The sequence below is a fragment of the Pseudomonas sp. GV105 genome (assembly GCF_003058185.1).
GTDB lineage: Bacteria > Pseudomonadota > Gammaproteobacteria > Pseudomonadales > Pseudomonadaceae > Aquipseudomonas > Aquipseudomonas veronii.
In genome coordinates, this window is record NZ_QBUF01000005.1 from 1 (window position 1) to 22,890 (window position 22,890).

General features: G+C 62.0%; 20 protein-coding genes. 12 read left to right on the plus strand and 8 right to left on the minus strand.

Annotated features, from left to right (window positions below; genetic code table 11):
* Positions 1–153: 153 nt before the first annotated feature.
* Positions 154–516, minus strand: a complete 363-nt coding sequence (locus C8K66_RS10600) for a cupin domain-containing protein (protein ID WP_046381648.1) — start codon at positions 514–516, stop codon at positions 154–156.
* A 230-nt stretch (positions 517–746) separates the two neighbouring features.
* On the opposite strand from C8K66_RS10600, the gene C8K66_RS10605 reads away from it, so the two are divergent.
* Positions 747–2,240, plus strand: coding sequence for an aldehyde dehydrogenase (locus C8K66_RS10605; protein WP_046381649.1), 1,494 nt, complete (start codon positions 747–749; stop codon positions 2,238–2,240).
* 161 nt (positions 2,241–2,401) lie between these two features.
* Positions 2,402–3,544, plus strand: a complete 1,143-nt coding sequence (locus tag C8K66_RS10610) for an MFS transporter (protein ID WP_057004015.1) — start codon at positions 2,402–2,404, stop codon at positions 3,542–3,544.
* 85 nt (positions 3,545–3,629) lie between these two features.
* Here C8K66_RS10610 and C8K66_RS10615 read toward each other — a convergent pair whose 3' ends face one another.
* The gene (locus C8K66_RS10615) at positions 3,630–5,198 is read right to left on the minus strand and encodes a phospholipase D family protein (protein WP_108524810.1); all 1,569 of its coding nucleotides are present in this window, start codon (positions 5,196–5,198) and stop codon (positions 3,630–3,632) included.
* A 62-nt stretch (positions 5,199–5,260) separates the two neighbouring features.
* Positions 5,261–6,685, minus strand: a complete 1,425-nt coding sequence (locus C8K66_RS10620; RefSeq protein ID WP_108524976.1) for a PLP-dependent aminotransferase family protein — start codon at positions 6,683–6,685, stop codon at positions 5,261–5,263.
* Between the two features lie 165 nt (positions 6,686–6,850).
* On the opposite strand from C8K66_RS10620, the gene C8K66_RS10625 reads away from it, so the two are divergent.
* A complete protein-coding gene (locus tag C8K66_RS10625) occupies positions 6,851–7,075 on the plus strand; it encodes a DUF1127 domain-containing protein (protein ID WP_017846042.1) in 225 nt (74 codons plus the stop codon).
* A 1-nt stretch (position 7,076) separates the two neighbouring features.
* Here C8K66_RS10625 and C8K66_RS10630 read toward each other — a convergent pair whose 3' ends face one another.
* Positions 7,077–8,369, minus strand: coding sequence for an FAD-binding oxidoreductase (locus C8K66_RS10630; RefSeq protein WP_108524812.1), 1,293 nt, complete (start codon positions 8,367–8,369; stop codon positions 7,077–7,079).
* Between the two features lie 114 nt (positions 8,370–8,483).
* Here C8K66_RS10630 and C8K66_RS10635 point away from each other — a divergent pair, with 114 nt between their 5' ends.
* On the plus strand, positions 8,484–8,837 hold the full coding sequence (locus tag C8K66_RS10635) for a YkgJ family cysteine cluster protein (protein ID WP_017135860.1): 354 nt from the start codon (positions 8,484–8,486) through the stop codon (positions 8,835–8,837).
* 47 nt (positions 8,838–8,884) lie between these two features.
* On the opposite strand, the gene C8K66_RS10640 is transcribed toward C8K66_RS10635, so the two are convergent.
* Positions 8,885–9,373, minus strand: a complete 489-nt coding sequence (locus tag C8K66_RS10640; protein WP_017846039.1) for an Lrp/AsnC ligand binding domain-containing protein — start codon at positions 9,371–9,373, stop codon at positions 8,885–8,887.
* 155 nt (positions 9,374–9,528) lie between these two features.
* Here C8K66_RS10640 and dadA point away from each other — a divergent pair, with 155 nt between their 5' ends.
* The 6 genes from dadA (at position 9,529) to C8K66_RS10670 (ending at position 15,627) form a co-directional block, all read left to right on the plus strand.
* Entirely contained in the window at positions 9,529–10,830 is a 1,302-nt protein-coding gene (dadA, locus tag C8K66_RS10645; protein ID WP_017846038.1) for a D-amino acid dehydrogenase, read from the plus strand.
* Entirely contained in the window at positions 10,802–11,155 is a 354-nt protein-coding gene (locus C8K66_RS10650) for a RidA family protein (protein WP_017846037.1), read from the plus strand. Before dadA ends, C8K66_RS10650 begins: the two co-directional genes overlap by 29 nt.
* 79 nt (positions 11,156–11,234) lie before the next feature.
* A complete protein-coding gene (gene alr / locus C8K66_RS10655; RefSeq protein WP_046381652.1) occupies positions 11,235–12,308 on the plus strand; it encodes an alanine racemase in 1,074 nt (357 codons plus the stop codon).
* Between the two features lie 116 nt (positions 12,309–12,424).
* Positions 12,425–12,973 carry a cupin domain-containing protein gene (locus C8K66_RS10660; RefSeq protein WP_046381653.1) on the plus strand — a complete coding sequence of 183 codons (549 nt, stop codon included), beginning with the start codon at positions 12,425–12,427 and terminating at the stop codon, positions 12,971–12,973.
* A gap of 181 nt (positions 12,974–13,154) precedes the next feature.
* The gene (locus C8K66_RS10665) at positions 13,155–13,568 is read left to right on the plus strand and encodes a cytochrome c5 family protein (protein WP_026139909.1); all 414 of its coding nucleotides are present in this window, start codon (positions 13,155–13,157) and stop codon (positions 13,566–13,568) included.
* 136 nt (positions 13,569–13,704) lie between these two features.
* Complete coding sequence (locus C8K66_RS10670) at positions 13,705–15,627, plus strand: acetyl-CoA hydrolase/transferase C-terminal domain-containing protein (RefSeq protein WP_017846033.1); 1,923 nt, start codon at positions 13,705–13,707, stop codon at positions 15,625–15,627.
* 131 nt (positions 15,628–15,758) lie between these two features.
* Here C8K66_RS10670 and C8K66_RS10675 read toward each other — a convergent pair whose 3' ends face one another.
* Positions 15,759–16,331: a xanthine phosphoribosyltransferase gene (locus tag C8K66_RS10675; RefSeq protein ID WP_017846032.1), complete on the minus strand. Its 573-nt coding sequence runs from the start codon at positions 16,329–16,331 to the stop codon at positions 15,759–15,761.
* Positions 16,332–16,389: 58 nt separating this feature from the next.
* Positions 16,390–18,399, minus strand: a complete 2,010-nt coding sequence (gene rep / locus C8K66_RS10680; RefSeq protein WP_046381655.1) for a DNA helicase Rep — start codon at positions 18,397–18,399, stop codon at positions 16,390–16,392.
* 255 nt (positions 18,400–18,654) lie between these two features.
* Between rep and C8K66_RS10685 the strand changes: the two genes are divergently transcribed.
* Entirely contained in the window at positions 18,655–20,319 is a 1,665-nt protein-coding gene (locus C8K66_RS10685; RefSeq protein WP_017846030.1) for a bifunctional diguanylate cyclase/phosphodiesterase, read from the plus strand.
* Between the two features lie 50 nt (positions 20,320–20,369).
* Here C8K66_RS10685 and C8K66_RS10690 read toward each other — a convergent pair whose 3' ends face one another.
* The gene (locus C8K66_RS10690; RefSeq protein ID WP_017846029.1) at positions 20,370–21,773 is read right to left on the minus strand and encodes a NorM family multidrug efflux MATE transporter; all 1,404 of its coding nucleotides are present in this window, start codon (positions 21,771–21,773) and stop codon (positions 20,370–20,372) included.
* Positions 21,774–21,925: 152 nt separating this feature from the next.
* On the opposite strand from C8K66_RS10690, the gene C8K66_RS10695 reads away from it, so the two are divergent.
* Complete coding sequence (locus C8K66_RS10695; protein WP_026139908.1) at positions 21,926–22,846, plus strand: LysR substrate-binding domain-containing protein; 921 nt, start codon at positions 21,926–21,928, stop codon at positions 22,844–22,846.
* The last annotated feature ends 44 nt before the right edge of the window (positions 22,847–22,890 follow it).

Sequence of the window (22,890 nt, forward strand, 5' to 3'; positions counted from 1 at the left end):
ACGTGTAGTCGCGCTGGCTGCGCCTTTTGCCCGTATCCATTGAATCCTCCTGAAGATAGGTCAGAAGGCGTAAACCTTATTCAGGACGGGACACCTTGTGAAAAAAAGCCCGTTTCTCACGATTCGGGCTTTTTTTTGCGCAGGATTTGCTGATCAGGCCTTCTGTTCGAACACCACATAGATCTTGCGGCAGGGCTCGAGCACTTCCCAGGTGCCGCTGAAGCCGGCCGGGATCACGAAGCGGTCGCCGGCGCGCAAGGTCTTGGCGTTGCCCTCGGCATCGCGCAGTACGGAAACCCCCTGCACAATCTCGCAGTACTCATGTTCGGTGTAGTTGACCTTCCACTGCCCGACGTCGCCTTCCCAGACGCCGGCGCTCATCTGGCCGCACGGGCTGTTGTAGTGGTTGTAGATCGTTTGCTCGGGATTGCCCTTGAGGATTTTTTCCGGGGCAGGGAGGTAGCGATCGGGGGCGGTGTTGGCTTGGCTGAAGTCGACGATGTCCTGGATGCTCATGTGCGTGTCCCGTCTGGCCTGCGGTTGGAGAGCCCAAAGTCTATGTTTATTAAAATGAACATCGCAAGGGCGTTTACCGGCGTTATGTCAAATATATTGATACATCCCCAGCCGCTGGTTTAGGGTGGCAGTTGCCTTGAGCCGAACAACTGGCTGGCGGGGCAAGCATTCTTTGAGGCTGCCGGGGCACATCGCCTGGCCCTTGTATTCAATAAGAGGAGGACACTCGCATGACCACCCTGACCCGTGCCGACTGGGAGCAACGCGCCAAGGATCTGAAGATCGAAGGCCGCGCCTATATCAATGGCGAGTACACCGCCGCCGTTTCCGGCGACACGTTCGAATGCATCAGCCCCGTCGATGGCCGCCTGCTGACCAGCGTTGCCAGCTGTGACGTCGCCGACGCCCAGCGCGCCGTGGAAAATGCCCGCGCCACGTTCAATTCCGGTGTCTGGTCGCGCCTGGCGCCGGCCAAGCGCAAGGCCACCATGATCCGTTTCGCCGCGTTGCTCAAGGCCAATGCCGAAGAGCTGGCGCTGCTGGAAACCCTGGACATGGGCAAGCCGATCAGCGACGCCCTGAATATCGACGTACCCGGCGCGGCGAATGCCCTGAGCTGGAGCGGCGAGGCCATCGACAAGATTTACGATGAAGTCGCTTCCACCCCTCACGATCAGCTGGGTCTGGTGACCCGTGAGCCGGTCGGTGTGGTTGCCGCCATCGTGCCGTGGAATTTCCCGCTGATGATGGCTTGCTGGAAACTCGGGCCGGCGCTGTCGACCGGTAACTCCGTGATCCTCAAACCGTCCGAAAAATCCCCGCTGACCGCCATCCGCATCGCGGCCCTGGCCGTTGAGGCCGGTATTCCAAAAGGCGTGTTCAACGTGCTGCCGGGCTACGGCCACACCGTGGGTAACGCGCTCGCGCTGCACATGGATGTCGACACCCTGGTGTTCACTGGCTCCACCAAAATCGCCAAACAGCTGTTGATCCGCTCCGGCGAATCGAACATGAAACGTGTATGGCTGGAAGCGGGCGGCAAGAGCCCGAACATCGTGTTCGCCGATGCTCCGGATCTGCAAGCCGCCGCCGAATCCGCCGCCGGCGCGATTGCCTTCAACCAGGGCGAGGTCTGCACCGCCGGTTCGCGCCTGCTGGTGGAGCGTTCCATCAAGGATAAATTCCTACCGCTGGTGATCGCCGCGCTGAAGGGCTGGAAGCCAGGCAACCCGCTGGACCCGGCCACGAACGTCGGCGCGCTGGTAGACACTCAACAGATGAACACCGTGCTGTCCTACATCGAAGCCGGTCATGCCGACGGTGCCAAGCTGGTGGCGGGCGGCAAGCGCACGCTGGAAGAGACCGGTGGCACTTACGTCGAGCCGACGATTTTCGACGGAGTGACCAACGCCATGAAGATCGCCCGCGAAGAAATCTTCGGCCCGGTCCTCTCGGTGCTCACTTTTGACAGCGCCGAAGAAGCCGTCGCCATCGCCAACGACACCCAATACGGCCTGGCCGCGGCGGTGTGGACGGCGGATATCTCCAAGGCGCACCTCACCGCCAAGGCACTGCGCGCCGGTAGCGTGTGGGTCAACCAGTACGACGGCGGTGACATGACCGCGCCGTTTGGTGGCTTCAAGCAGTCGGGCAACGGTCGCGACAAGTCGCTGCATGCGTTCGACAAGTACACCGAGCTGAAGGCGACCTGGATCAAGCTCTAAGCAACACCGCAGGTCCCCTGTAGGAGCGAGCTTGCTCGCGAAGAACTCAAAGACGCCGCGTTCAACCAGACAGCACGCGTTATCGTTGGCGTTCTTCGCGAGCAAGCGCGCTCCTACTGTTCGTTTACAGCCCTGAAAAAACTATCCACAGGAGCGTGGAAATGCGTTGGGCGACTTATTTCGCCGTGCTGGCCTCGGTGCTCAGCGTTGGTCTGGCGTTGGGCGTCAGCATGCCGCTGGTGTCCCTGCGTCTGGAAGGCTGGGGCTACGGCAGCTTCGCCATTGGAGTGATGGCTGCGATGCCGGCCTTCGGCGTGCTGTTGGGGGCGAAGGTTTCCAGTCGGCTGGCGTCCTGGCTGGGCACTGCGCATCTGATGCGCCTGTGCCTGTGGGCGGGGGCGGTGTCCATCGGTCTGTTGGCGATCCTGCCGAGCTACCCGGTGTGGCTGGTGCTGCGGCTGATGATCGGGGTGATCCTGACCATCGTGTTCATTCTTGGCGAAAGCTGGATCAACCAGTTGGTGGTGGAGCAATGGCGCGGCCGGCTGGTGGCGCTGTATGGCTGCACCTATGCGCTGAGCCAGCTGTCGGGGCCGCTGCTGTTGGGCGTGCTGGGCACCGATCATGACTATGGGTTCTGGGTGGGCGTGGGCCTGTTGACGCTGGCGCCGTTGCTGTTGCTGGGGCGTTCCGGGGCGCCGACCGCCGAGTCCTTCAGCGTGACGTTTGCCGAGCTGTGGCGCTTCTGTCGGAGCCTGCCGGCGATTGCCTGGGCGGTGGCGTTATTCGCGGCGTTCGAGGCGATGATCCTGACGCTGCTGCCGGTGTATTGCCTGCAGCAAGGCTTCACGGCCGAGATCGCCCTGGCGATGGTCAGCACGGTGGTGGTGGGCGATGCGTTGCTGCAGCTGCCCATCGGTGCGCTGGCCGACTACCTGCCGCGGCGCACGCTGTTCTTGAGCTGCGCGCTGCTGTTGCTGGGGGCGAGCCTGGCGGTCCCGTTGTTGATGCACACGCTGCTGATCTGGCCGGTGTGGGTGCTGTTCGGCGCGAGTGCGGGCGGTTTGTTCACCTTGTCGTTGATCCTGATCGGCGAGCGTTACCGCGACGATGCGCTGGTGCGCGCCAATGCCCACGTGGCGCAGCTCTGGGGCATCGGTTGCCTGATCGGGCCGCTGGTGGCCGGTGCGGGCAGCCAGTGGATCAGCGGGCATGCATTGCCGTGGCTGATGGCGGCCGGGGCGCTGGGGTTGGTGGTGCTGTTGTTGCGCCAGGGGGCGTTTGGCGCCGCGCAGCCCGCTTAGGCGCGAGGGGATGAAGGCGTTAGCGATGACGGGTACGGTCTGGTTAAGTGTGGTGTTCTTGCGTTCTTCGCGAGCAAGCTCGCTCCTACAGCATGCGTTCCAGGCCGACGGAGGTGGCGAACCAGGCATTGAAGTGGCGCCACCAGCTGCCCGGCTCGCGGGTCAGGGTGTGCGGTTGCCCGTTATCCTCGGTGGTCCACACCACCTGGCCATCCTGTAATTTCGCCTCGTAGCTCAATGCTGGCGCCATGCCTTGCAGCGCCAGATTGCGCAGGTGTTCGGCCAGCTCAGGGCTGTCCACCAGCACGCCGACTTCGGTATTCCACAGCACCGAACGCGGGTCGAAGTTGAACGAGCCGATAAACGATTTCTGCCGATCAAAAATCATCGCCTTGCTGTGCAGGCTGGAATCCGAGCCGAGGAACAGGCCGCGACGAAACAGGTGGGGGCCGCTGCCTGTGCGGGGTACGCCGGGTTGGCGGCGCAACTCATAGAGTTTCACGCCGTGCTCCAGCAGCGCCTTGCGATAGGGCGCGTAGCCGCCGTGTACGGCCGGCACGTCGGTGGCTTCGAGGGAGTTGGTCAGCAGGCTCACCGAGACGCCCGCGTCCGCGCGACCGGTCAGGTACACCAGGCCTGGCTGCCCCGGCACGAAATACGCCGAAATCATCATCAACTCATGGTTGACGCCTTCGAGTTCCGGTTCCAGTTGGGTGGTCAGCAGCAGGCGCGGGTCCGGATCATTCTTGGCGAGTACCTTGCTCGGGGCGTCCCACAACGCCTGGTTCCAGGCCCAGATCAGCTCGCGCCGCCAGATGTCCAGGCGCGGTTCGGTCTTGTAGGTGCGCAGGCGGTTGTACAAGGCGTGGTTCTGTTGGCGCGACTGGGCCAGGGATTCTTCCAGGCGCAGGCGTGCGCTGGCCAGGTCGCCTTTGGACGGCAGGTTGGAGATGAATTCATTGATGGGCTTGCTCAGGGCGCTGTTCCAATACTGGTCGAAACTGTGGCCGAGTTGCTCGGCCACCGGGCCCACGCTGAGCATGTCGATGTCGGTGAAATTAAGGTTGGGTTCGGCGTCGAAATACTCGTCGCCCAGGTTGCGCCCGCCGACGATGGCCGCGCTGTTGTCCGCCAGCCACAGTTTGTTGTGCATGCGTCGATGTTGCAGCGACAGGTTGAGCAGGCGCCCCATGGCGCGCGTCACGCCGGTGCTGCGCCCCAGGTGCAGCGGGTTGAACAGGCGAATCTGGATGTTGGGGTGGGCGGCGAGGGTGGCGATGACCTGATCGAGGCCGTCGCTGGTGGTGTCGTCCAGCAGGATACGCACACGCACGCCACGGTCGGCGGCCTTGAGCAGTTCATCCACGAGCAGGCGGGTGCTGATGCCGTCGTGGACGATGTAGTACTGCAGGTCGAGGCTGGTCTGGGCGTTGCGGATCAGTTCGGCGCGGGCCATGAACGCCTCGCTGCTGTTGGGCAGCAGGCGAAAGCCGGAGCGGCCCTGATGCGGCGCGGCCTGGGCCTGGATCGAACGGCCGAACGACGACTGCGTCGCCGGCAGGGCATCGCTGGGGATGCGCGGCACATTCACCGTGGCGCAGCCGCCCAGGGCCAGGGCGCCCAACAGGAAAAACGCTAAAAGCCGTCGAGTCATCAAGGGCACCGTTTCCAGATCAGGGCGGTTGTCGACATAGGACGGCTATTTTCCCGGAAAGGTCAGTCGACGGCCTCGGCCAGCATCTTGCTCGCGACGGCGCCGACTTTGCGCACCGCCTCTTCAATCTGCGGCGTAGGTTTGGCAGCGTAGTTCATGCGCAGGCAATTCCTGTACTTGCCGGACGCGGAAAAGATACTGCCCACGGCGATTTGTACGCCTTGTTCCACCAACACCCGGTTGAGCTTGAGGGTGTCGAAACCTTCCGGCAGCTCGATCCACAGCATGAAGCTGCCTTGAGGTCGGCTGGCGCGGGTGCCGGCGGGGAAATAACGGCTGACCCAGTCGAGCATCATGTCGCGATTACGTTGGTATTGAGTACGCATCCGCCGCAAATGCGGTTCGAAATGGCCGCCCTTGAGAAATTCGGCGATGGCGATCTGCGGCTGGGTCGCGGTGGAGCCGGTGCTGATGTATTTCATGTGCAACACCCGCTCCAGGTAGCGGCCCGGCGCGACCCAGCCAATCCGCAGGCCTGGCGCCAGGGTTTTCGAGAACGAGCTGCAGAGCAATACGCGGCCATCTTCGTCGAAGGATTTGATGGTGCGCGGGCGCGGGTAGCTGTAGGCCAGTTCGCCATACACATCGTCTTCGATGATTGCCACATCAAAGCGCTGGGCCAGGGTCAACAGCGCCCGCTTGCGTGCCTCCGGCATGATGTAGCCCAAAGGGTTGTTGCAGTTTGGGGTCAGTTGAATGACTTTGATCGGCCACTGTTCCAGCGCCAGTTCCAGGGCTTCGAGGCTGATGCCGGTGAGCGGGTCCGTGGGGATTTCCAGGGCTTTCATGCCCAGGCCCTTGAGGGTCTGCATGGCGCCGTGGAAGCTCGGCGAGTCCACCGCAACGATATCCCCCGGCTCGCAGATGGAGCGGATGCTGGCAGACAGCGCCTCATGGCAGCCGGTGGTGATCACGATGTCTTCGGCGGTCAACTGGCAGCCGGAATCCAATGACAGTCGGGCGATTTGTTCGCGCAACTCCATACAGCCGAGGATATTGTCGTAATACAGCCCCGGCAGGTCCTGGCGCCGGCTGACGCGGGCCAGGCTGCGCAGCAGCGGCTTGAGGGTGGGCGACAACACATCCGGCATGCCGCGGCCCAGCTGTACGACATCTTTACGCGGTACCGCGCGGATCAACTCGAGCACTTGGTCCCACTGGGAAATTTCCACCGGGCGCTGGGCCGGGCGGCCGACTTCGGGCAAGGCCGGCAGCTCACGGCCGACGGGCACGAAGTAACCGGACTTGGGCTTCGGCATCGCCAGGCCGTTGTCTTCCAGCATGCGATACGCTTGCTGCACGGTGCTCAAACTGACCCCGTGCTCGACACTCAAGGCCCTTACGGAAGGCAGCCGGTCACCGGGGCGGTAGAAGCCCTGTTCGATGCGGGTGCCCAACAATTCGGCGAGGTTGACGTAAAGGGTCACGGTGATCACTCCCAGGGGACCAGTACAGATTCTGGGAAAATACAGGATTCAGCCACTCGTGGGCAGTATCTGTATGGATTTAATAAAAATTGGTTGAATCTGTAATGGTTTTGTCCACTCGCTCATTCTAGTCACTCATGGCAACCAGCAAATGAGGACGACAAAATGAACGGCATGAGCGATGTGCGGCTGACGTTACACGGCCAGGAACTCGAAGCGGGGCAGGCGCGGGCGATGTCGGCCCCGACCCGCAACCGCTGGAGCCTGTTCTGGCACCGTCGCCACACGCGCAAGGTGCTGCTGGAGCTGACTGCCGAGCAACTGCGGGATATCGGGTTGACCGCCGAGCAGGCGCGCCAGGAAGGCTTGAAGCCGTTCTGGCGCAGTTGAGTCACACCAGTTCTTTCAACCGGTGCCAGAGCATCCCCAGCGCCAACAGCGGCGAGCGCAAGTGCTTGCCGCCGGGGAAGGTGATGTGCGGCACCTGGGCGAACAGATCGAAACGTCCCTGCTGCTGGCCGCTGATGGCTTCGCCCAGCAGCTTGCCCGCCAGGTGTGTCGCGTTGAGGCCATGACCGGCGTAGGCCTGGGCGTAATACACGTTGGGTTGATCTGCCAATCGGCCGATCTGCGGCAAGCGGTTGGCACCGATGCCGATCATGCCGCCCCATTGATAGTCGATCTTCACGTCGGCCAGTTGGGGGAACACCTGCACCATCTTCGGCCGCATGTAGGCGCCGATGTCCTTGGGGTCGCGCCCGGAATAGTGGCAGGCGCCGCCGAACAGCAGACGACGGTCGGCAGACAGTCGGAAGTAGTCCACCGTCACCCGCTGATCACACACCGCCATGTTTTGCGGCAGCAATTGGGCCGCCTGGGCGGCGCTTAACGGCTCGGTGGCGATGATATAGCTGCCGGCCGGCAGCACTTTGCCGCTCAGCAGTGGGTTGAGCCCCTTCAGATAGGCGTTGCAGGCCAGTACCAGGGTCTTGGCGCGCACATTGCCGCGGGCGGTGTGTACGTTGACCTCGGGGCCGTAGTCGATGCGCGTCACTTCGGAGTGTTCGAACAGTTGCACGCCGAGTTTTTGGGCGGCAGCTGCCTCGCCGAGGGCCAGGTTCAGCGGGTGCAGATGGCCCGAGCCCATGTCGATCATGCCGCCCACGTAGCGCTCGGAACCGATCACACTGCCCATTTCGCTGGCTTGCAGCAGGCGTACTTCGTGGCGATAGCCCAGGCTGCGCAATTCTTCGGCGTCTTCGGCGAGGCCGAGCAGGTCGCGGGGTTTGTTGGCCAGGTCGCAGTAGCCCCAGGTCAGGTCGCAGGCGATCTGGAAACGCTCGACGCGTTCGCGCACGATTTCTACCGCCTCCAGGCCCATCAGTTTCATCTGGCGCACGCCGTCGGAGCCGATCACGTTGGTGAATTGCTCCAGGCCATGGCCGACGCCGCGGATCAGCTGGCCGCCATTGCGCCCGCTGGCGCCCCAGGCGATCTTGCGCGCTTCCAGCAGCACCACGCTGAACCCGCGTTCGGCCAGTTCCAGCGCGGTGTTGAGCCCGGAAAAACCGCCGCCGATCACGCACACGTCGGCCACCGTTTCGCCGGCCAACGCCGGATAGTCGGGTTGCGGCAGGCTGCTGGCGGCGTAGTAGGAAGCGGTGTGCCGGGCGCTGGCAGTCATGGGAACATCCCCGTTTGGAAAATTTGACGCAGGATACAGCGGTCGGACGAAGCTGTCTCACCGCGAGGTTTTGCGGCAGAATCCACGCCTATTCGCCGTTCGGTACGTGTTTCGATGAGTTGCAACAGTCAGAAAATCAGCGCATTGCGCCGACAGATTCCCTCGTTCGAGTGCGTCCCCGGTTGCCACGATTGCTGTGGGCCGGTGACGACTTCCCCCGAGGAAATGTCGCGCCTGCCGCGTAAGACCGCTGCCGAACAGGAAGCTGCCATGGACGAGTTGAACTGCGTACACCTGGGGCCCAATGGCTGCACGGTGTATGACGAGCGCCCGCTGATCTGTAGGCTTTTCGGCACCACAAAGACCTTGCCGTGCCCCAATGGACGGCGGCCGGTGGAGCTGATTCACCCGCGGGTGGAGAAGCAGATCCACGAATACATGGCGAGTACCCGGCAGGTGCTGGTCTAAATGTGGGAGTAAGCAAGCCCCCTCCCACATTGACCCGGTTGTGTCAGTCAGTCGGGGATGGGCAGATTGAGGCTCTCTTTCACCTCTTCCATCACGATATAGCTCTTGGACTCCCGCACATGGGGCAGTTTGAGCAGGATGTCGCCGAGCAGTTTGCGGTACGAGGCCATCTCGGAAATCCGCGCTTTCACCAGGTAGTCGAAGTCCCCCGAGACCAAGTGGCACTCCAGCACATGGGGCAATTTCAGCACGGCGCGGCGGAATTCTTCGAAGGTGTCGCCGGATTTGTAGTCGAGGCTGATCTCGACAAATACCAGCAAACTCGCCTTCAAATGCTGGGGGTTGAGGCGTGCGTTGTAGCCCATGATGATCCCTTCACGCTCAAGGCGGCGCACGCGCTCGGTGCAGGGGGTGGTCGACAGTCCGACCTTTTCCCCCAGCTCCGTGAACGAAATGCGCCCGTCGGCTTGTAGGATGCGCAAGATGTTCCGGTCGATCTTGTCCAGCTCCCGTTTGGTCTGGGTGTTGGTACGCATAGGGGATACGCCTCTGTGAAAAGGGTTGTTGCCAAGAATTGTCGCCAAATATAGGCATTTATATAGTGAAATGCACTGGTGATTGCTTTTTATACTGCTCACATCATTGCTCGAACAACACACGTCGGCGGTCAAGCCGCGATGAGGATATAAAAATGCGCGTTCTGGTCTTGGGTAGCGGCGTCATTGGTGTGACCAGTGCCTACTATTTGGCGCGAGCCGGTTTTGAGGTGGTCGTGGTCGACCGCCAGCCAGCCGCGGCCATGGAAACCAGTTTCGCCAACGCCGGCCAGGTCTCTCCAGGCTACGCCTCGCCATGGGCCGCGCCGGGTGTGCCGCTCAAGGCCATCAAGTGGCTGCTGCAACGCCACGCGCCGCTGGCGATCAAGGCCACTGCCGATATCAACCAATACCTGTGGATGGCGCAGATGCTGCGCAACTGCACCGCCAGCCGGTATGCGGTGAACAAGGAGCGCATGGTCCGCCTGTCCGAGTACAGCCGCGATTGCCTCGACGAACTGCGCGCTGAAACCGGCATTGCCTACGAAGGCCGCAGCCTCGGTACGACCCAACTGTTCCGCACCCAGGCGCAGCTCGATGGCGCTGCCAAAGATATCGCCGTGTTGAAAGAGTCCGGCGTGCCGTTCGAATTGCTTGACCGTGCCGGCATCGCCCGCGTCGAACCGGCCCTGGCCAGTGTCACCGACATCCTCGCCGGTGCCCTGCGCCTGCCGAACGACCAGACCGGCGACTGCCAGATGTTCACCACGCGCCTGGCAGACATGTGCAAGCAGTTGGGCGTGGAGTTCCGTTTCGAACAGGACATCCAGCGCCTCGACCACGCCGGTGATCGCATCAACGGTGTGTGGATCGACGGCAAGCTGGAAACCGCCGACCGCTACGTCCTGGCCCTCGGCAGTTATTCGCCGCAGTTGCTCAAGCCGCTGGGGATCAAGGCGCCGGTGTACCCGCTCAAGGGCTACTCGCTGACCGTGCCGATCACCAACCCGGCGATGGCGCCGACGTCGACCATTCTCGACGAGACCTACAAGGTCGCGATCACCCGTTTCGACAACCGCATCCGTGTCGGCGGCATGGCTGAAATCGCCGGTTTTGACCTGTCGCTGAACCCTCGTCGGCGTGAAACCCTGGAGATGATCGTCAACGACCTTTATCCTCAGGGCGGCAATCTGACCGAAGCAATCTTTTGGACCGGCCTGCGTCCGACCACACCGGACGGTACGCCGATTGTCGGTGCCACCCCGTTCAAGAATCTGTTCCTGAACACCGGCCACGGCACCCTCGGTTGGACCATGGCGTGCGGCTCCGGTCGTTTGCTGGCTGACCTGATGGCCAAGAAAACGCCGCAGATCAGTGCCGAAGGCCTCGATATTTCCCGTTATGGCAACCACCAGGAGTCTGCAAAACATGTCAATCCAGCGCCAGCTCACCAATGAGCGCATGAGCCAGATCGTTGCCCACGGCGGCACCGTGTACCTGGCAGGGCAAGTCGGCGACGACCTGAGTGCCGGGATTGAACAACAGACCCGTGAAACCCTGGCCAATATCGAGCGCTTGCTGGACTTGGCCGGCACCGACAAAAGCAAGCTGCTGTCGGTGACGATCTACCTCAAAGACATCGACGCCGACTTCGCCGGCATGAACGCGGTGTGGGACGCATGGCTGCCCAAAGGCGTCGCCCCGGCCCGCGCCACGGTTGAAGCGAAACTGTGCGAGCCGCAAATCCTGGTGGAGCTGTCCGTCGTGGCCGCCCTGCCTTAAGCAACGATCCCTCTCCCGGTACCGATGCGGTTGGTCGGTGCCGGTTTTTTTTCACTCTGCCGCCTAGAAGCCTGCCGCCATGCGTCCTGCCCGTGCCCTGATCGACCTCCAAGCCCTGCGCCACAATTACCAATTGGCCCGTGAAGTCACGGGGGCCAAGGCCCTCGCTGTGATCAAGGCCGATGCCTACGGCCATGGCGCGGTGCGCGTGGCCCAGGCGCTGGAAGCCGAGGCCGATGGTTTTGCCGTGGCCTGTATCGAGGAAGCACTGGAGCTGCGGGCTGCCGGTATCCGCGCGCCGGTATTGCTGCTGGAAGGGTTTTTCGAAGCCGACGAGCTGCCGCTGATCGTCGAGCATGATTTCTGGTGCGTGGTGCATTCGCTGTGGCAACTGGAGGCCATCGAGCAGGCGGCCTTGCGCAAGCCCCTCACCGTGTGGCTCAAACTGGACTCGGGCATGCACCGCGTCGGCCTGCATCCCAAGGACTACCACGAGGCGTACCAGCGCCTGCTCGCCAGCGGTAAGGTGGCGAAGATCGTATTGATGAGCCACTTCGCTCGCGCCGATGAGCTCGATTGCGTGCGCAGCAATGAACAAGTGGCGGTGTTCGAAGCGGCGCGCCAGGGGCTGTCAGCCGAGGTCAGCCTGCGCAATTCGCCGGCGGTGATGGGCTGGCCGAAGGTGCCCAGCGACTGGGTACGCCCCGGCATCATGTTGTACGGCACGACGCCGTTTGGTGAAGACCAGGCCACCGCCGCGCGCTTGCAGCCGGTAATGACCCTGGAATCGAAAGTCATCTGCGTGCGCGAACTGCCGGCCGGCGAGCCGGTGGGCTACGGTGCCAAATTCATCACGCCGAAACCGATGCGGGTCGGCGTGGTTGCCATGGGCTATGCCGACGGTTATCCACGTCACGCCCCCACCGGCACGCCGGTGCTGGTGGCGGGGCAGCGCAGCCAATTGCTCGGCCGCGTGTCCATGGACATGCTGTGCGTCGACCTCACCGACGTGCCCCAGGCCGGCCTCGGTTCCACCGTGGAGCTGTGGGGCAAGAACATCCTCGCCAGTGACGTCGCGGCCGCCGCCGAGACCATCCCCTACCAGATCTTCTGCAACCTGCGCCGCGTGCCAAGGCTCTATTCCGGGGCTTGATCGGCCTCTACGAACGGTGCGGGGGAGGATTTAGGCCCAAGTGTTGTAAATACTGAACGCTGTCGCCATGATAACGCTCAATTACAACAAAGCCTGAATCCTAGGAGGCTCCCGCATTGGACGTCGGCGAACGACTGCAATCCATCCGTAAACTGAAGGGTCTTTCCCAGCGCGAGCTCGCCAAGCGTGCGGGTGTCACCAACAGCACCATTTCGATGATCGAAAAAAACAGTGTCAGCCCTTCCATCAGTTCCTTGCGCAAGGTGCTGGGCGGCATTCCCATGTCGATGGTCGAGTTCTTTTCCGAGGAAATCCTCCAGGAAATACCGACCCAGGTCGTCTATAAAGCCAACGAGCTGATTGATATCTCCGACGGCGCCGTCACCATGAAACTGGTGGGTCGCGCACATCCGAGCCGGGCGATCACGTTTCTCAACGAAATTTACCCGCCTGGCGCCGATACTGGCGAAGAAATGCTCACCCACGAAGGCGAAGAAACCGGGATTCTGGTGGAAGGTCGCCTGGAATTGGTCGTCGGTCTTGAAACTTTTGTGCTCGAAGCTGGCGATAGCTACTACTTTGAAAGCACCAAGCCCCATCGTTTTCGTAATCCGTTCGATGTGCCGGCGCGACTAATCAGCGCAGCCACGCCCGCGAACTTTTGACAGAAGAGGCGTCCAGCCAGCATTGCAGAGACTCCCGCAGCGTATTCCGTGAGACTGAATCTCCCTTTGCTTAATAGGGTTGTTTCAGCCAGACGGGCTAACCGTTATACTTTCGCCGCCTGCGAAACCGTGGCCGCAGGCGTGAATAGCCACCATTGAGGGTGAACGCGTGAACCTAATTATGAAAATGCTGGCTGCACCAGCAACCGTACTGGCCCTATGGGCTGTCAGCGCTCAAGCTGCGACCAATGATGACATTGCCAAGCGCTTGGAGCCTGTTGGCCAAGTGTGTGTGCAGGGGCAGGAGTGCAAGGGGATGGAAGTCGCCGCAACAGCGGGCGGCGGCGGCGGTGCGAAAACACCGGATGAGATCATTGCCAAGCACTGCAATGCATGCCACGGAACCGGCCTGTTGGGTGCTCCGAAAATCGGCGACACCGCCGCCTGGAAAGACCGCGCCGACCACCAGGGCGGCCTCGACGGCATCCTGGCCAAGGCGATCACGGGTATCAATGCCATGCCGCCAAAAGGCACCTGTGCTGATTGCACGGATGCTGATCTGAAAGGCGCGATCAAGAAGATGTCCGGGTTGTAATCCAGCGATCTTCGTCAAAAATGCCGCTTACGAGCGGCTTTTTTGTGCCTGCGATCGGGGGTTGAGGCTGTTCTTTGCAACCAAGACGGGCCACTCTCTATCCAACCCCTAATCATCAAATGTTCAGGAGGGTCGGATGGTGCAGTTATGTTCAATCGAGCAAGCCGTTGACGACGTACTCGCGCGCTTGCCAGCGCATATCCACATGGGCCTGCCCCTGGGCCTGGGCAAGCCCAATCTGTTCGTCAACGCGCTGTACCGACGTATCGCCAAGCTGCCGGAGCGGGCGCTGACGATTTACACCGCCTTGAGCCTGGGTCGCCCGGCGTTGGGCGATGGCTTGCAGAAGCGCTTCCTGGAACCGTTTACCGAGCGGGTGTTTGGCGATTATCCCGAGCTGGATTATCTCGCCGATCTGCACAAGGACAGCCTGCCGGCGAATATCCACGTCCAGCAATTTTTCATGCAGCCCGGCAGCCTGCTTCATAGCCAATCCGCGCAACAGGACTACGTCAGCAGCAACTACAGCCATGCCGCGCGCGATATCTACGCCGCCGGCCTGAACCTGGTGGCGCAGTTGGTGGCCAGCAGCGCCGAGCACCCCGACCGGCTGAGCCTGAGCTGCAACCCCGATGTCACCCTCGACCTGCTGCCGATGATCGCCAAGCGTCGCGCCGCTGGGGAAACCGTGCTGATGGTCGGCCAGGTCCACACCGATTTGCCCTACATGCCCGGGGATTCGGAGTTGGGCATGGATGCGTTCGACTACCTGCTCGATGAAAAGGACAGCAGCACGCTGTTCTCCACACCGAATATGCCGGTGGGTTTCCAGGACCATTTTATCGGCCTGCATGCCAGCACCCTGGTGCGCGATGGCGGCACCTTGCAGATCGGTATCGGTTCGATGGGCGATGCGCTGACCGCCGCCTTGCTTGCGCGCCAGGCCGATAACGAAGCCTATCGGCTGCTGCTGACCGACCTCGATGTGTACCGCTGGGCGGCGCTGATCAGCCGTGAAGGGGGCGTCGAGCCGTTTGCCAAAGGCCTTTATGGTTGCAGCGAAATGTTCGTCAACGGCCTGCTGGTGCTGGCGGATGCGGGGATTGTGCGGCGCAAGGTCTACCCGGATGTGGCGACGCAGGAACAGGCAAATGCCGGCCTGCTCGATGATGCGGCCCAGCCCGACGGCATTTCGATCCATGGCGGTTTTTTCGTTGGCCCGCGTAGTTTTTACCAACGCTTGCAGGACATGACCCTCGCCAAGCGTCAGGCGTTCAACATGACGCGCATCAGCTACATCAACGAGCTGTACGGGCAGGAAGAACTCAAGCGTTTGCAGCGTCTGGATGCGCGGTTCATCAACAGCGCGATCGTGGTGACCTTGCTCGGCGCCGGGGTTGCCGACCAACTGGAAGGTGGCCACGTGCTCAGTGGCGTGGGCGGGCAGTACAATTTTGTTGCCCAGGCCCACGCGCTGGAAGGCGCGCGCGCGATCCTGATGTTGCGCAGCTGGCGCGAGGCGGCGGGGGAGGTCAGTTCCAATATCGTGTGGGAGTACGGCCATTGCACGATCCCACGGCACCTGCGGGACATTGTCATCACCGAATACGGAATTGCCGACTTGCGCGGTCAGACCGATGCCAAGGTAATTGAGGCGTTGCTCAACATCACCGACTCCAGGTTCCAGGGCGACTTGATCGAGCAGGCGCAAGAGGCCGGCAAGCTACCCCGGGATTTCCAGCTGGACCCGCGCTTTACCGACAACACTCCGCAGCGGCTCCAGAGCCTTCAGGCCCGGCATCGCCGGTTGTTTCCGGAGTATCCGCTGGGCACCGACTTCACGGATGTCGAACGGGACCTGTTGCGGGGGTTGAACTGGCTCAAGAGCAAATTCAAGCTGAGCGAGATTTTCGACCTGGGCAAGGCGGCGCTGGATGCACCGGAGCCGGAGGCGTTTCCCGAGCATCTGAAGCGGATGGGGTTGGACCAGCCGGAAGGGCTCAAAGAGGACGTGTATCAGCGGCTGTTGCTCGCCGGCCTCCAGGCCACCGCGCACTAAATGTAGGAGGGGGCTTGCCCCCGATAGCGGTGTATCAGTCACACAAATGTGTTGGCTGAGCCACTGCTATCGGGGGCAAGTCGAATCGTCGCACCGCCCCTCCCACATGTTTAACCGGGTTCCGTCAGCGATTACTCGATGAAGGTGACGACACCACCGCTCAGCGACTTCACGCGCGCCAGCGATTCAACCCGATAACCCTGCGCATCCAGCTCGGCACGCCCGCCCTGGAACGACTTCTCGATCACGATCCCCAGGCCGGCAACGGTGGCGCCGGCCTGCTTGATGATCGAGATCAGCGCCTGGGACGCCTTCCCGTTGGCCAGGAAGTCATCGATGATCAGCACGCGGTCGCTGCTGGTCAGGTGGCGCGGCGAGATCGCTACGGTGCTTTCGACTTTCTTGGTGAAGGAATACACCGTTGCCGACAGCAGGTTTTCGGTCAGGGTCAGGGACTGTTGCTTACGGGCGAAGATCACCGGCACGCCGAGGTTCAGGCCGGTCATGATTGCCGGGGCGATCCCCGAGGCTTCGATGGTGACGATCTTGGTGATCCCCGAATCCTTGAACAGCGCGGCGAATTCGTCGCCGATCAGTTTCATCAGTGCCGGGTCGATCTGATGGTTCAGAAAGGCGTCGACTTTGAGTACCTGATCGGAAAGCACGACGCCTTCTTCGCGAATTTTCTTGTGCAGTGCTTCCACGGAACGCTTCCTCTAATGGCGCACGGTGCGCCGAAAGTAGATTAAAAAATAGTCGATTCTAGCGCTTTAACATCGCGCGAATATCCGCCAGGGCGGTGTTGCCGCGAACGGCCTTGACCTCGGTCGGGGTGTCATCGTTGCCTTCCCAGGCCAGGTCGTCCGGCGGCAGTTCGTCGAGGAATCGGCTGGGGGCGCAATCGATGATTTCGCCGTATTGCTTGCGCTTGGCGGCAAAGGTGAAGGCCAATGTCTGGCGTGCGCGGGTAATGCCCACGTAGGCCAGGCGCCGTTCTTCTTCGATGGTGTCGGCTTCGATGCTGGAGCGGTGCGGGAGGATTTCCTCTTCCATGCCCATGATGAACACGTAGGGAAATTCCAGGCCCTTGGACGCATGCAAGGTCATCATCTGTACACCTTCGGCGCCGTCTTCCTCTTCTTGCTGGCGCTCGAGCATGTCGCGCAGCACCAGCTTGCCGATGGCGTCTTCGACGGTCATTTCGCCGTCTTCGTCTTTTTCCAGGGTGTTCTTCAACGCTTCGATCAGGAACCAGACGTTACCCATGCGGTAGTCCGCGGCCTTGTCGCTGGAGCTGTTGGTGCGCAGCCAGTTTTCATAGTCGATGTCCATGACCATGCTGCGCAGGGCGCTGATCGGGTCTTCACCGGCGCATTGCTCGCGCACTTTGTCCATGAAGCGCTTGAAGCGCGACAGGCGATCGGTGAAGCGCGTGTCCAGGTGTTCGCCCAGGCCGATTTCGTCGGTGGCGGCGTACATCGAGATCTTGCGTTCGGTGGCGTAGTTGCCGAGTTTTTCCAGGGTGGTCGAACCGATTTCCCGACGCGGTACGTTGATCACGCGCAGGAAGGCGTTGTCGTCGTCCGGGTTGACGATCAGGCGGAAGTAGGCCATCAGGTCTTTGACTTCCTGGCGTCCGAAAAAGCTGTTGCCGCCGGACAGACGATACGGCACCTGATGGTGCTGCAGTTTCAGCTCGATCAGCTTGGCCTGGTAGTTGCCGCGATAGAGGATCGCGAAGTCGCTGTAGGGCCGGTCGGTGCGCAAGTGCAGGCTGAGGATTTCCACGGCCACGCGCTCGGCTTCGGCGTCTTCGTTGCGGCAGCGGATCACGCGGATCTCGTCGCCATGGCCCATCTCGCTCCACAGTTGTTTTTCAAACTCGTGGGGGTTGTTCGAGATCAGCACGTTGGCGCAGCGCAGGATGCGGCTGGTGGAGCGGTAGTTCTGTTCCAGCATCACCACTTTCAGGGACGGATAGTCGTCCTTGAGCAGCATCAGGTTTTCCGGGCGGGCGCCGCGCCAGGCGTAGATCGACTGGTCATCGTCGCCCACCACGGTGAACTGGTTGCGCTTGCCGATCAGCAACTTCACCAGCAGGTATTGGCTGGCGTTGGTGTCCTGGTATTCGTCCACCAGCAGGTAACGTACCTTGTTCTGCCACTTCTCGAGGATGTCGGCGTGTTCCTGGAACAGCTTCACCGGCAGCAGGATCAGGTCGTCGAAGTCCACCGCGTTGAACGCCTTGAGCGTGCGCTGGTAGTGGGTGTAGACGATGGCGGCGGTCTGTTCCTTGGGGTTGCGCGCGTTTTCCAGGGCTTCGGGCGGCAGGACCAGGTCGTTTTTCCAGGCGCCGATCATGTTCTTGATCTCGTCGACGCCGTCGTCGCCCGCGTATTCCTTCTGCATGATGTCGGTCATCAGGGCTTTGACGTCGGTCTCGTCGAAGATCGAGAAACCCGGCTTGTAGCCCAGCCGCACATGCTCCTTGCGGATGATGTTCAGCCCCAGGTTGTGGAACGTACACACAGTGAGGCCGCGGCCTTCGCCACCCTTGAGCAGGGTGCCGACCCGCTCTTTCATTTCCCGCGCCGCCTTGTTGGTAAAGGTCATGGCGACGATGTACTGGGCGCGGATGCCGCAGTTCTGGATCAGGTGCGCGATCTTGCGGGTGATCACGCTGGTCTTGCCGGAGCCAGCACCGGCGAGCACCAATAGAGGGCCGCCGACGTAGTTCACGGCTTCTTGCTGCCGGGGATTGAGTCGGGACATACAGAGTTCAGGGAGTCGTTGTTCAAAAGGGCGGGCATTTTAACAGGCTGGTGAGATTCTGCTGCCTTGGATCGACGGTGTGACGTACCACTCGATCTAAATTTGCCGCTTTTGCTACTTTGCCGCAGGATGTGGGGGTATTTGCGACTTTTGTGCGTACTGCTCGTATTTGATAACTTTTATCATTTGTGAATGCTCGACCTGACGTCATAATACTTGCCGCCAACGAAATCTTGCAGAGTCTAGGGAGCTAGCTTGTCCACGCCTGTCGAACCCTTGCGTTTGCTGCTACTGGCCGATACGCCTGAGTGGGCAGCATTGTTGCGCGAGTGCCTGGTGCCGATGGGCGACGGGGCTGTGCTGATCAGCGCGCCCAACTGGGACTCGGTGAGTCGTCTGTTCGATGACGACCACAGCGCCGTGCTGTTGACCACGCCCAACCTGCAACCCGGCCCTGGCCGTTGCAGCTTGCCGTGCGTGTTGTTGCTGGAACAGGAGCCGTTGGTGGCGCCCCTGGGAGTCAGTGACTGGCTGATCCGTCTTGCCATGGACGCCGACACCCTGCGCCGCTGCCTGCGCCATGTGCGCGAACGTGGCGTGCTGGAAAACACCTTGCAGCGCCTGGCCGAACAAGACCCGCTGACCGGTATCGCCAACCGCCAGGGCTTCCAGACCCTGTTGGCCGCACGCCTGGCAGACAACGAAGGGCGCGGCCTGGCCCTGGGCCACCTGGACCTCGACAACTTCCGCCACGCCAACGATGCCCTCGGCCACCAGGCCGGCGACCGGCTGATCCTGCAAGTGGTTTCGCGGCTCAAGAGCCAGCTCGAAGCCGGCGACCAACTGGCGCGCCTGGGCAGCGATGAGTTTGCCTTGCTGATCGACACCCGCCGCGCGCCCCAGCGTGCCGAATGGATGGCCGAGCGCATCACCGAAGCCATGGCCGAACCGTATTGGGTGGATGGCGAGAGCCTGCTGATCGGTTGCAGCCTGGGCGTCGCGCATGCCCGCGCGCGTGCCGGCGCCGACCCGTTGATGTGGCATGCCCATATCGCCATGCAGCAAGCCAAAAGCACCCAGGGCTGCACCTTTCATATCTTCAACGAACGTATCAACCGCAACGCCCGCAGCCTGGCCGACCTGGAAAGCGAATTGCGCCGCGCGCTGCGTCGCGACGAACTGGAACTGCACTACCAGCCGCGCCTCGACCTGGACGACGGCCATATCGTCGGCCTCGAAGCCCTGGTGCGCTGGCGCCATGGCGAGCGCGGCCTGTTGCCGCCCAGCGAATTCGTGCCGCTGGCCGAACAGAGTGGGTTGATCGTACCGCTGGGTTACTGGGTGATCTCCCGGGCCCTGCGCGACATGCAGGACCTGCGCGAACGCGGCCTGCCGCCGCTGCATATGGCGGTCAACCTGTCGTTTCGCCAGTTCCAGGACAGCCAACTGCTCTCGACCCTCAGCCGGCTGATTGTCGAGCGCGGGGTGGATGCACAATGGCTGGAATTCGAGCTGACCGAAACCGCGGTGATGCGCCGCAGTGACCTGGTCAAGCAGACCATGGACGCCCTCGGTCGCCTCGGTGTGCGCTTTTCCCTCGACGACTTCGGCACCGGCTTCTCATCGTTCGTCCACCTCAACAGCCTGCCGATTGCCTTGTTGAAGATCGACAAGAGTTTCGTCGGCGGCATGGAAGAGCGTGAAGAAAACCGCAAGCTGGTTCACGCCATGATCAACCTGGCTCACAACCTCAACCTGGAAGTGGTGGCCGAAGGCGTGGAAACCGCGGAACAACTGGCGCTGTTACGTTTGTTCGGTTGCGACCAGGCCCAGGGTTACCTGATCAGCAAACCGCTGCCATTGCCGGAGTTGGTGGACTACCTGACGTTCGGCAAGGACCAGCAGGCTTTGTTGGGCTAGCTCATCCTTTTCTTGCCAACCCGCCCCCACATTTCAACCGCGCAAGACTTCTAGTCGGTCTGCGCGGCATGGAATGAGCGTTGAGCGTCTGGCTCCTGCCGAATCATGCGCTTCATCTTCGCCTCGAACGCACAGGTCAGGCTGATCGCCGCACAGGCCAGGCCCAGCGCCAGGCCCCACCACACGCCGGTCGGCCCCCAGCCCAGGGTGAAGGCCATCCACCAGGCCGCTGGCGCACCGATCAGCCAATAGCAACCCAGGCCCACCAGGAAGGTGGTCTTGGCGTCCTTGAGCCCACGGATGCAGCCCATGGCGATGGTCTGCACGCCGTCGAACAGCTCGAACCAGGCCGCCACGGCCAGCAGGCTGACGGCGAGCACGATCACCTCGTGGAATGCTGGGTCGTTATGGTCGAGGAACAGCCCGACCAGCGGATCGGAATACAGCCACAGCACCGCGGCAAATCCCAACATCACCGCCGCGCCAAAGCCGATGCCGACACGCCCCGCCATGCGCGCCTGCAGCAGTTGCCCGGCGCCATAGTGCTGGCCGATACGCATGGTCACCGCGTAGGACATTCCCGCCGGCACCATGAACGCCACCGAGACGATTTGCAGCGCGATCTGATGCGCCGCCAATTGCGTACTGCCCATGGTGCCCATGCACAGCGCGGCGAAGGCAAACAACCCGACTTCCACCGCGTAGGTGCCGCCAATCGGCAGGCCCAGCCGCCACAGCTCGCGCAAGTAGTGGGTGTTCAGACGCAACAGGCCTGCGCTCAGCGGGTAGGCTGAGTACGCGCGGTTGCTGCGGATGTACGCCATCAGTGCCAGCGCCATGCCATTGGCGACGATGGCCGTGACCAGGCCGATGCCCATCAAGCCGAGTTTCGGCAGGCCGAACATGCCCTCGATCAACGCGTGGTTGAGCAGGTAGTTGACCACTGTGCCGCCGAGACTGATCACCATCACCGGTGTGGCTTTGCCGATCGCGCTGGTGAAGCCGCGCAGGGCCATGAAACTCAGGTAGCCGGGCAGGGCGAACGGCAGGATCGTAAGGAATTGCCCCGCCGCGTCCACGTTGGTCTCGGTCTGGCCGAACATCAGCAGCACCGGCTTGAGGTTCCACAGCAGCAGCGCCGCCGCCAAGGCCATCAGCCAGGCGAGCCACAGCCCGGCCTGGGTCAGGCGGGTGGCGCCGTCGATATCGCCCGCGCCGTGGCGGATGGCGACCAGGGTGCCCACGGCAGCAATCACGCCGATGCAGAAAATCGCCACGAACGAGTAGCTCGCCGCGCCCAGGCCACCGCCGGCCAGGGCCTCGGGGCTCAGGCGGGCCATCATCAGGGTGTCGGTCAGCACCATCAGCATGTGCGCCAACTGTGAGGCAATCAACGGCCCTGACAGCCGCAGAATGGCCCAGAGTTCGGTACGTGCCGGATGTTGCATGATCATCACGCTCAAATTTTCGGAGGAGGGGGAGAACGTCGATTCTCGGCGCTCTCAGCTCATTGCACAAAGGGATAAAAGCGATTGGTCGCATGATTAAAACTCATGCCTGATTGATTCTGGTAGGGTTTCAGCATCGTGCTGTCGGAGCTTTCCTTATGTCTCGTCGTCTTCCTCCGCTTTATGCGCTACGGGCTTTTGAGGCCGCTTCCCGACACAACTCGTTCACCCGTGCGGCGCAGGAGCTGTCCATCACCCAAAGTGCGGTGAGCCGGCATATCCGCACCCTCGAAGAGCATTTCGCCTGCCGCCTGTTCCTGCGCAGCGGGCGCAATCTGCAGCTCACCGAGGCCGCACGCTTGTTGCTGCCCGGGGTGCGCGAGGGCTTTGCCGCGCTGGAACGGGCCTGTCATACCTTGAACGCCGAAGATGACATCTTGCGGATGAAGGCACCCTCGACCCTGACCATGCGCTGGCTGTTGGCGCGGCTCAGCCGTTTCCGGCATTTGCAGCCGGGCAACGAAGTGCAGCTCACCAGCGCGTGGATGAGCGTGGATGAAGTCGACTTCAACCAGGAGCCTTTTGACTGCGCGGTGTTGTTGAGCGACGGGCACTTTCCGGCGGATTGGGAAGCCAGTTACCTGTTCCCGGAACTGTTGATTCCAGTCGGCGCGCCCAATTTGTTGAGCGACGGCCCATGGGACGTCAATCGCCTGGCCAGCGCCGAGTTGCTGCACCCCACCCCCGACCGCCGCGACTGGCGTAACTGGTTGGAGCGTATGGGGCTGTCCGCCCAGGTGTCGCTCAAGGGCGGGCAGGTGTTCGATACCCTGGAGCTGGGCATGATCGCCGCCGCCCGGGGTTACGGCGTGTCCATGGGCGATCTGCTGATGGTCGCCGAAGACGTGGCCCAGGGGCGCTTGAGCCTGCCGTGGCCGACCGCCGTCGCCAGTGGGGAAAATTATTACCTGGTGTGGCCGAAAACCCGCCCGGGCGGCGAGCGTCTGCGCCGGCTGGCGGAGTTTCTGCAGGGCGAAGTGCAGGCCATGGTGTTGCCTGTCGTCGAGCGTCTCGATTGAATCGCTTCAGCGTGAGAGAGCAATCGTTTGCGTGATACCCCTGC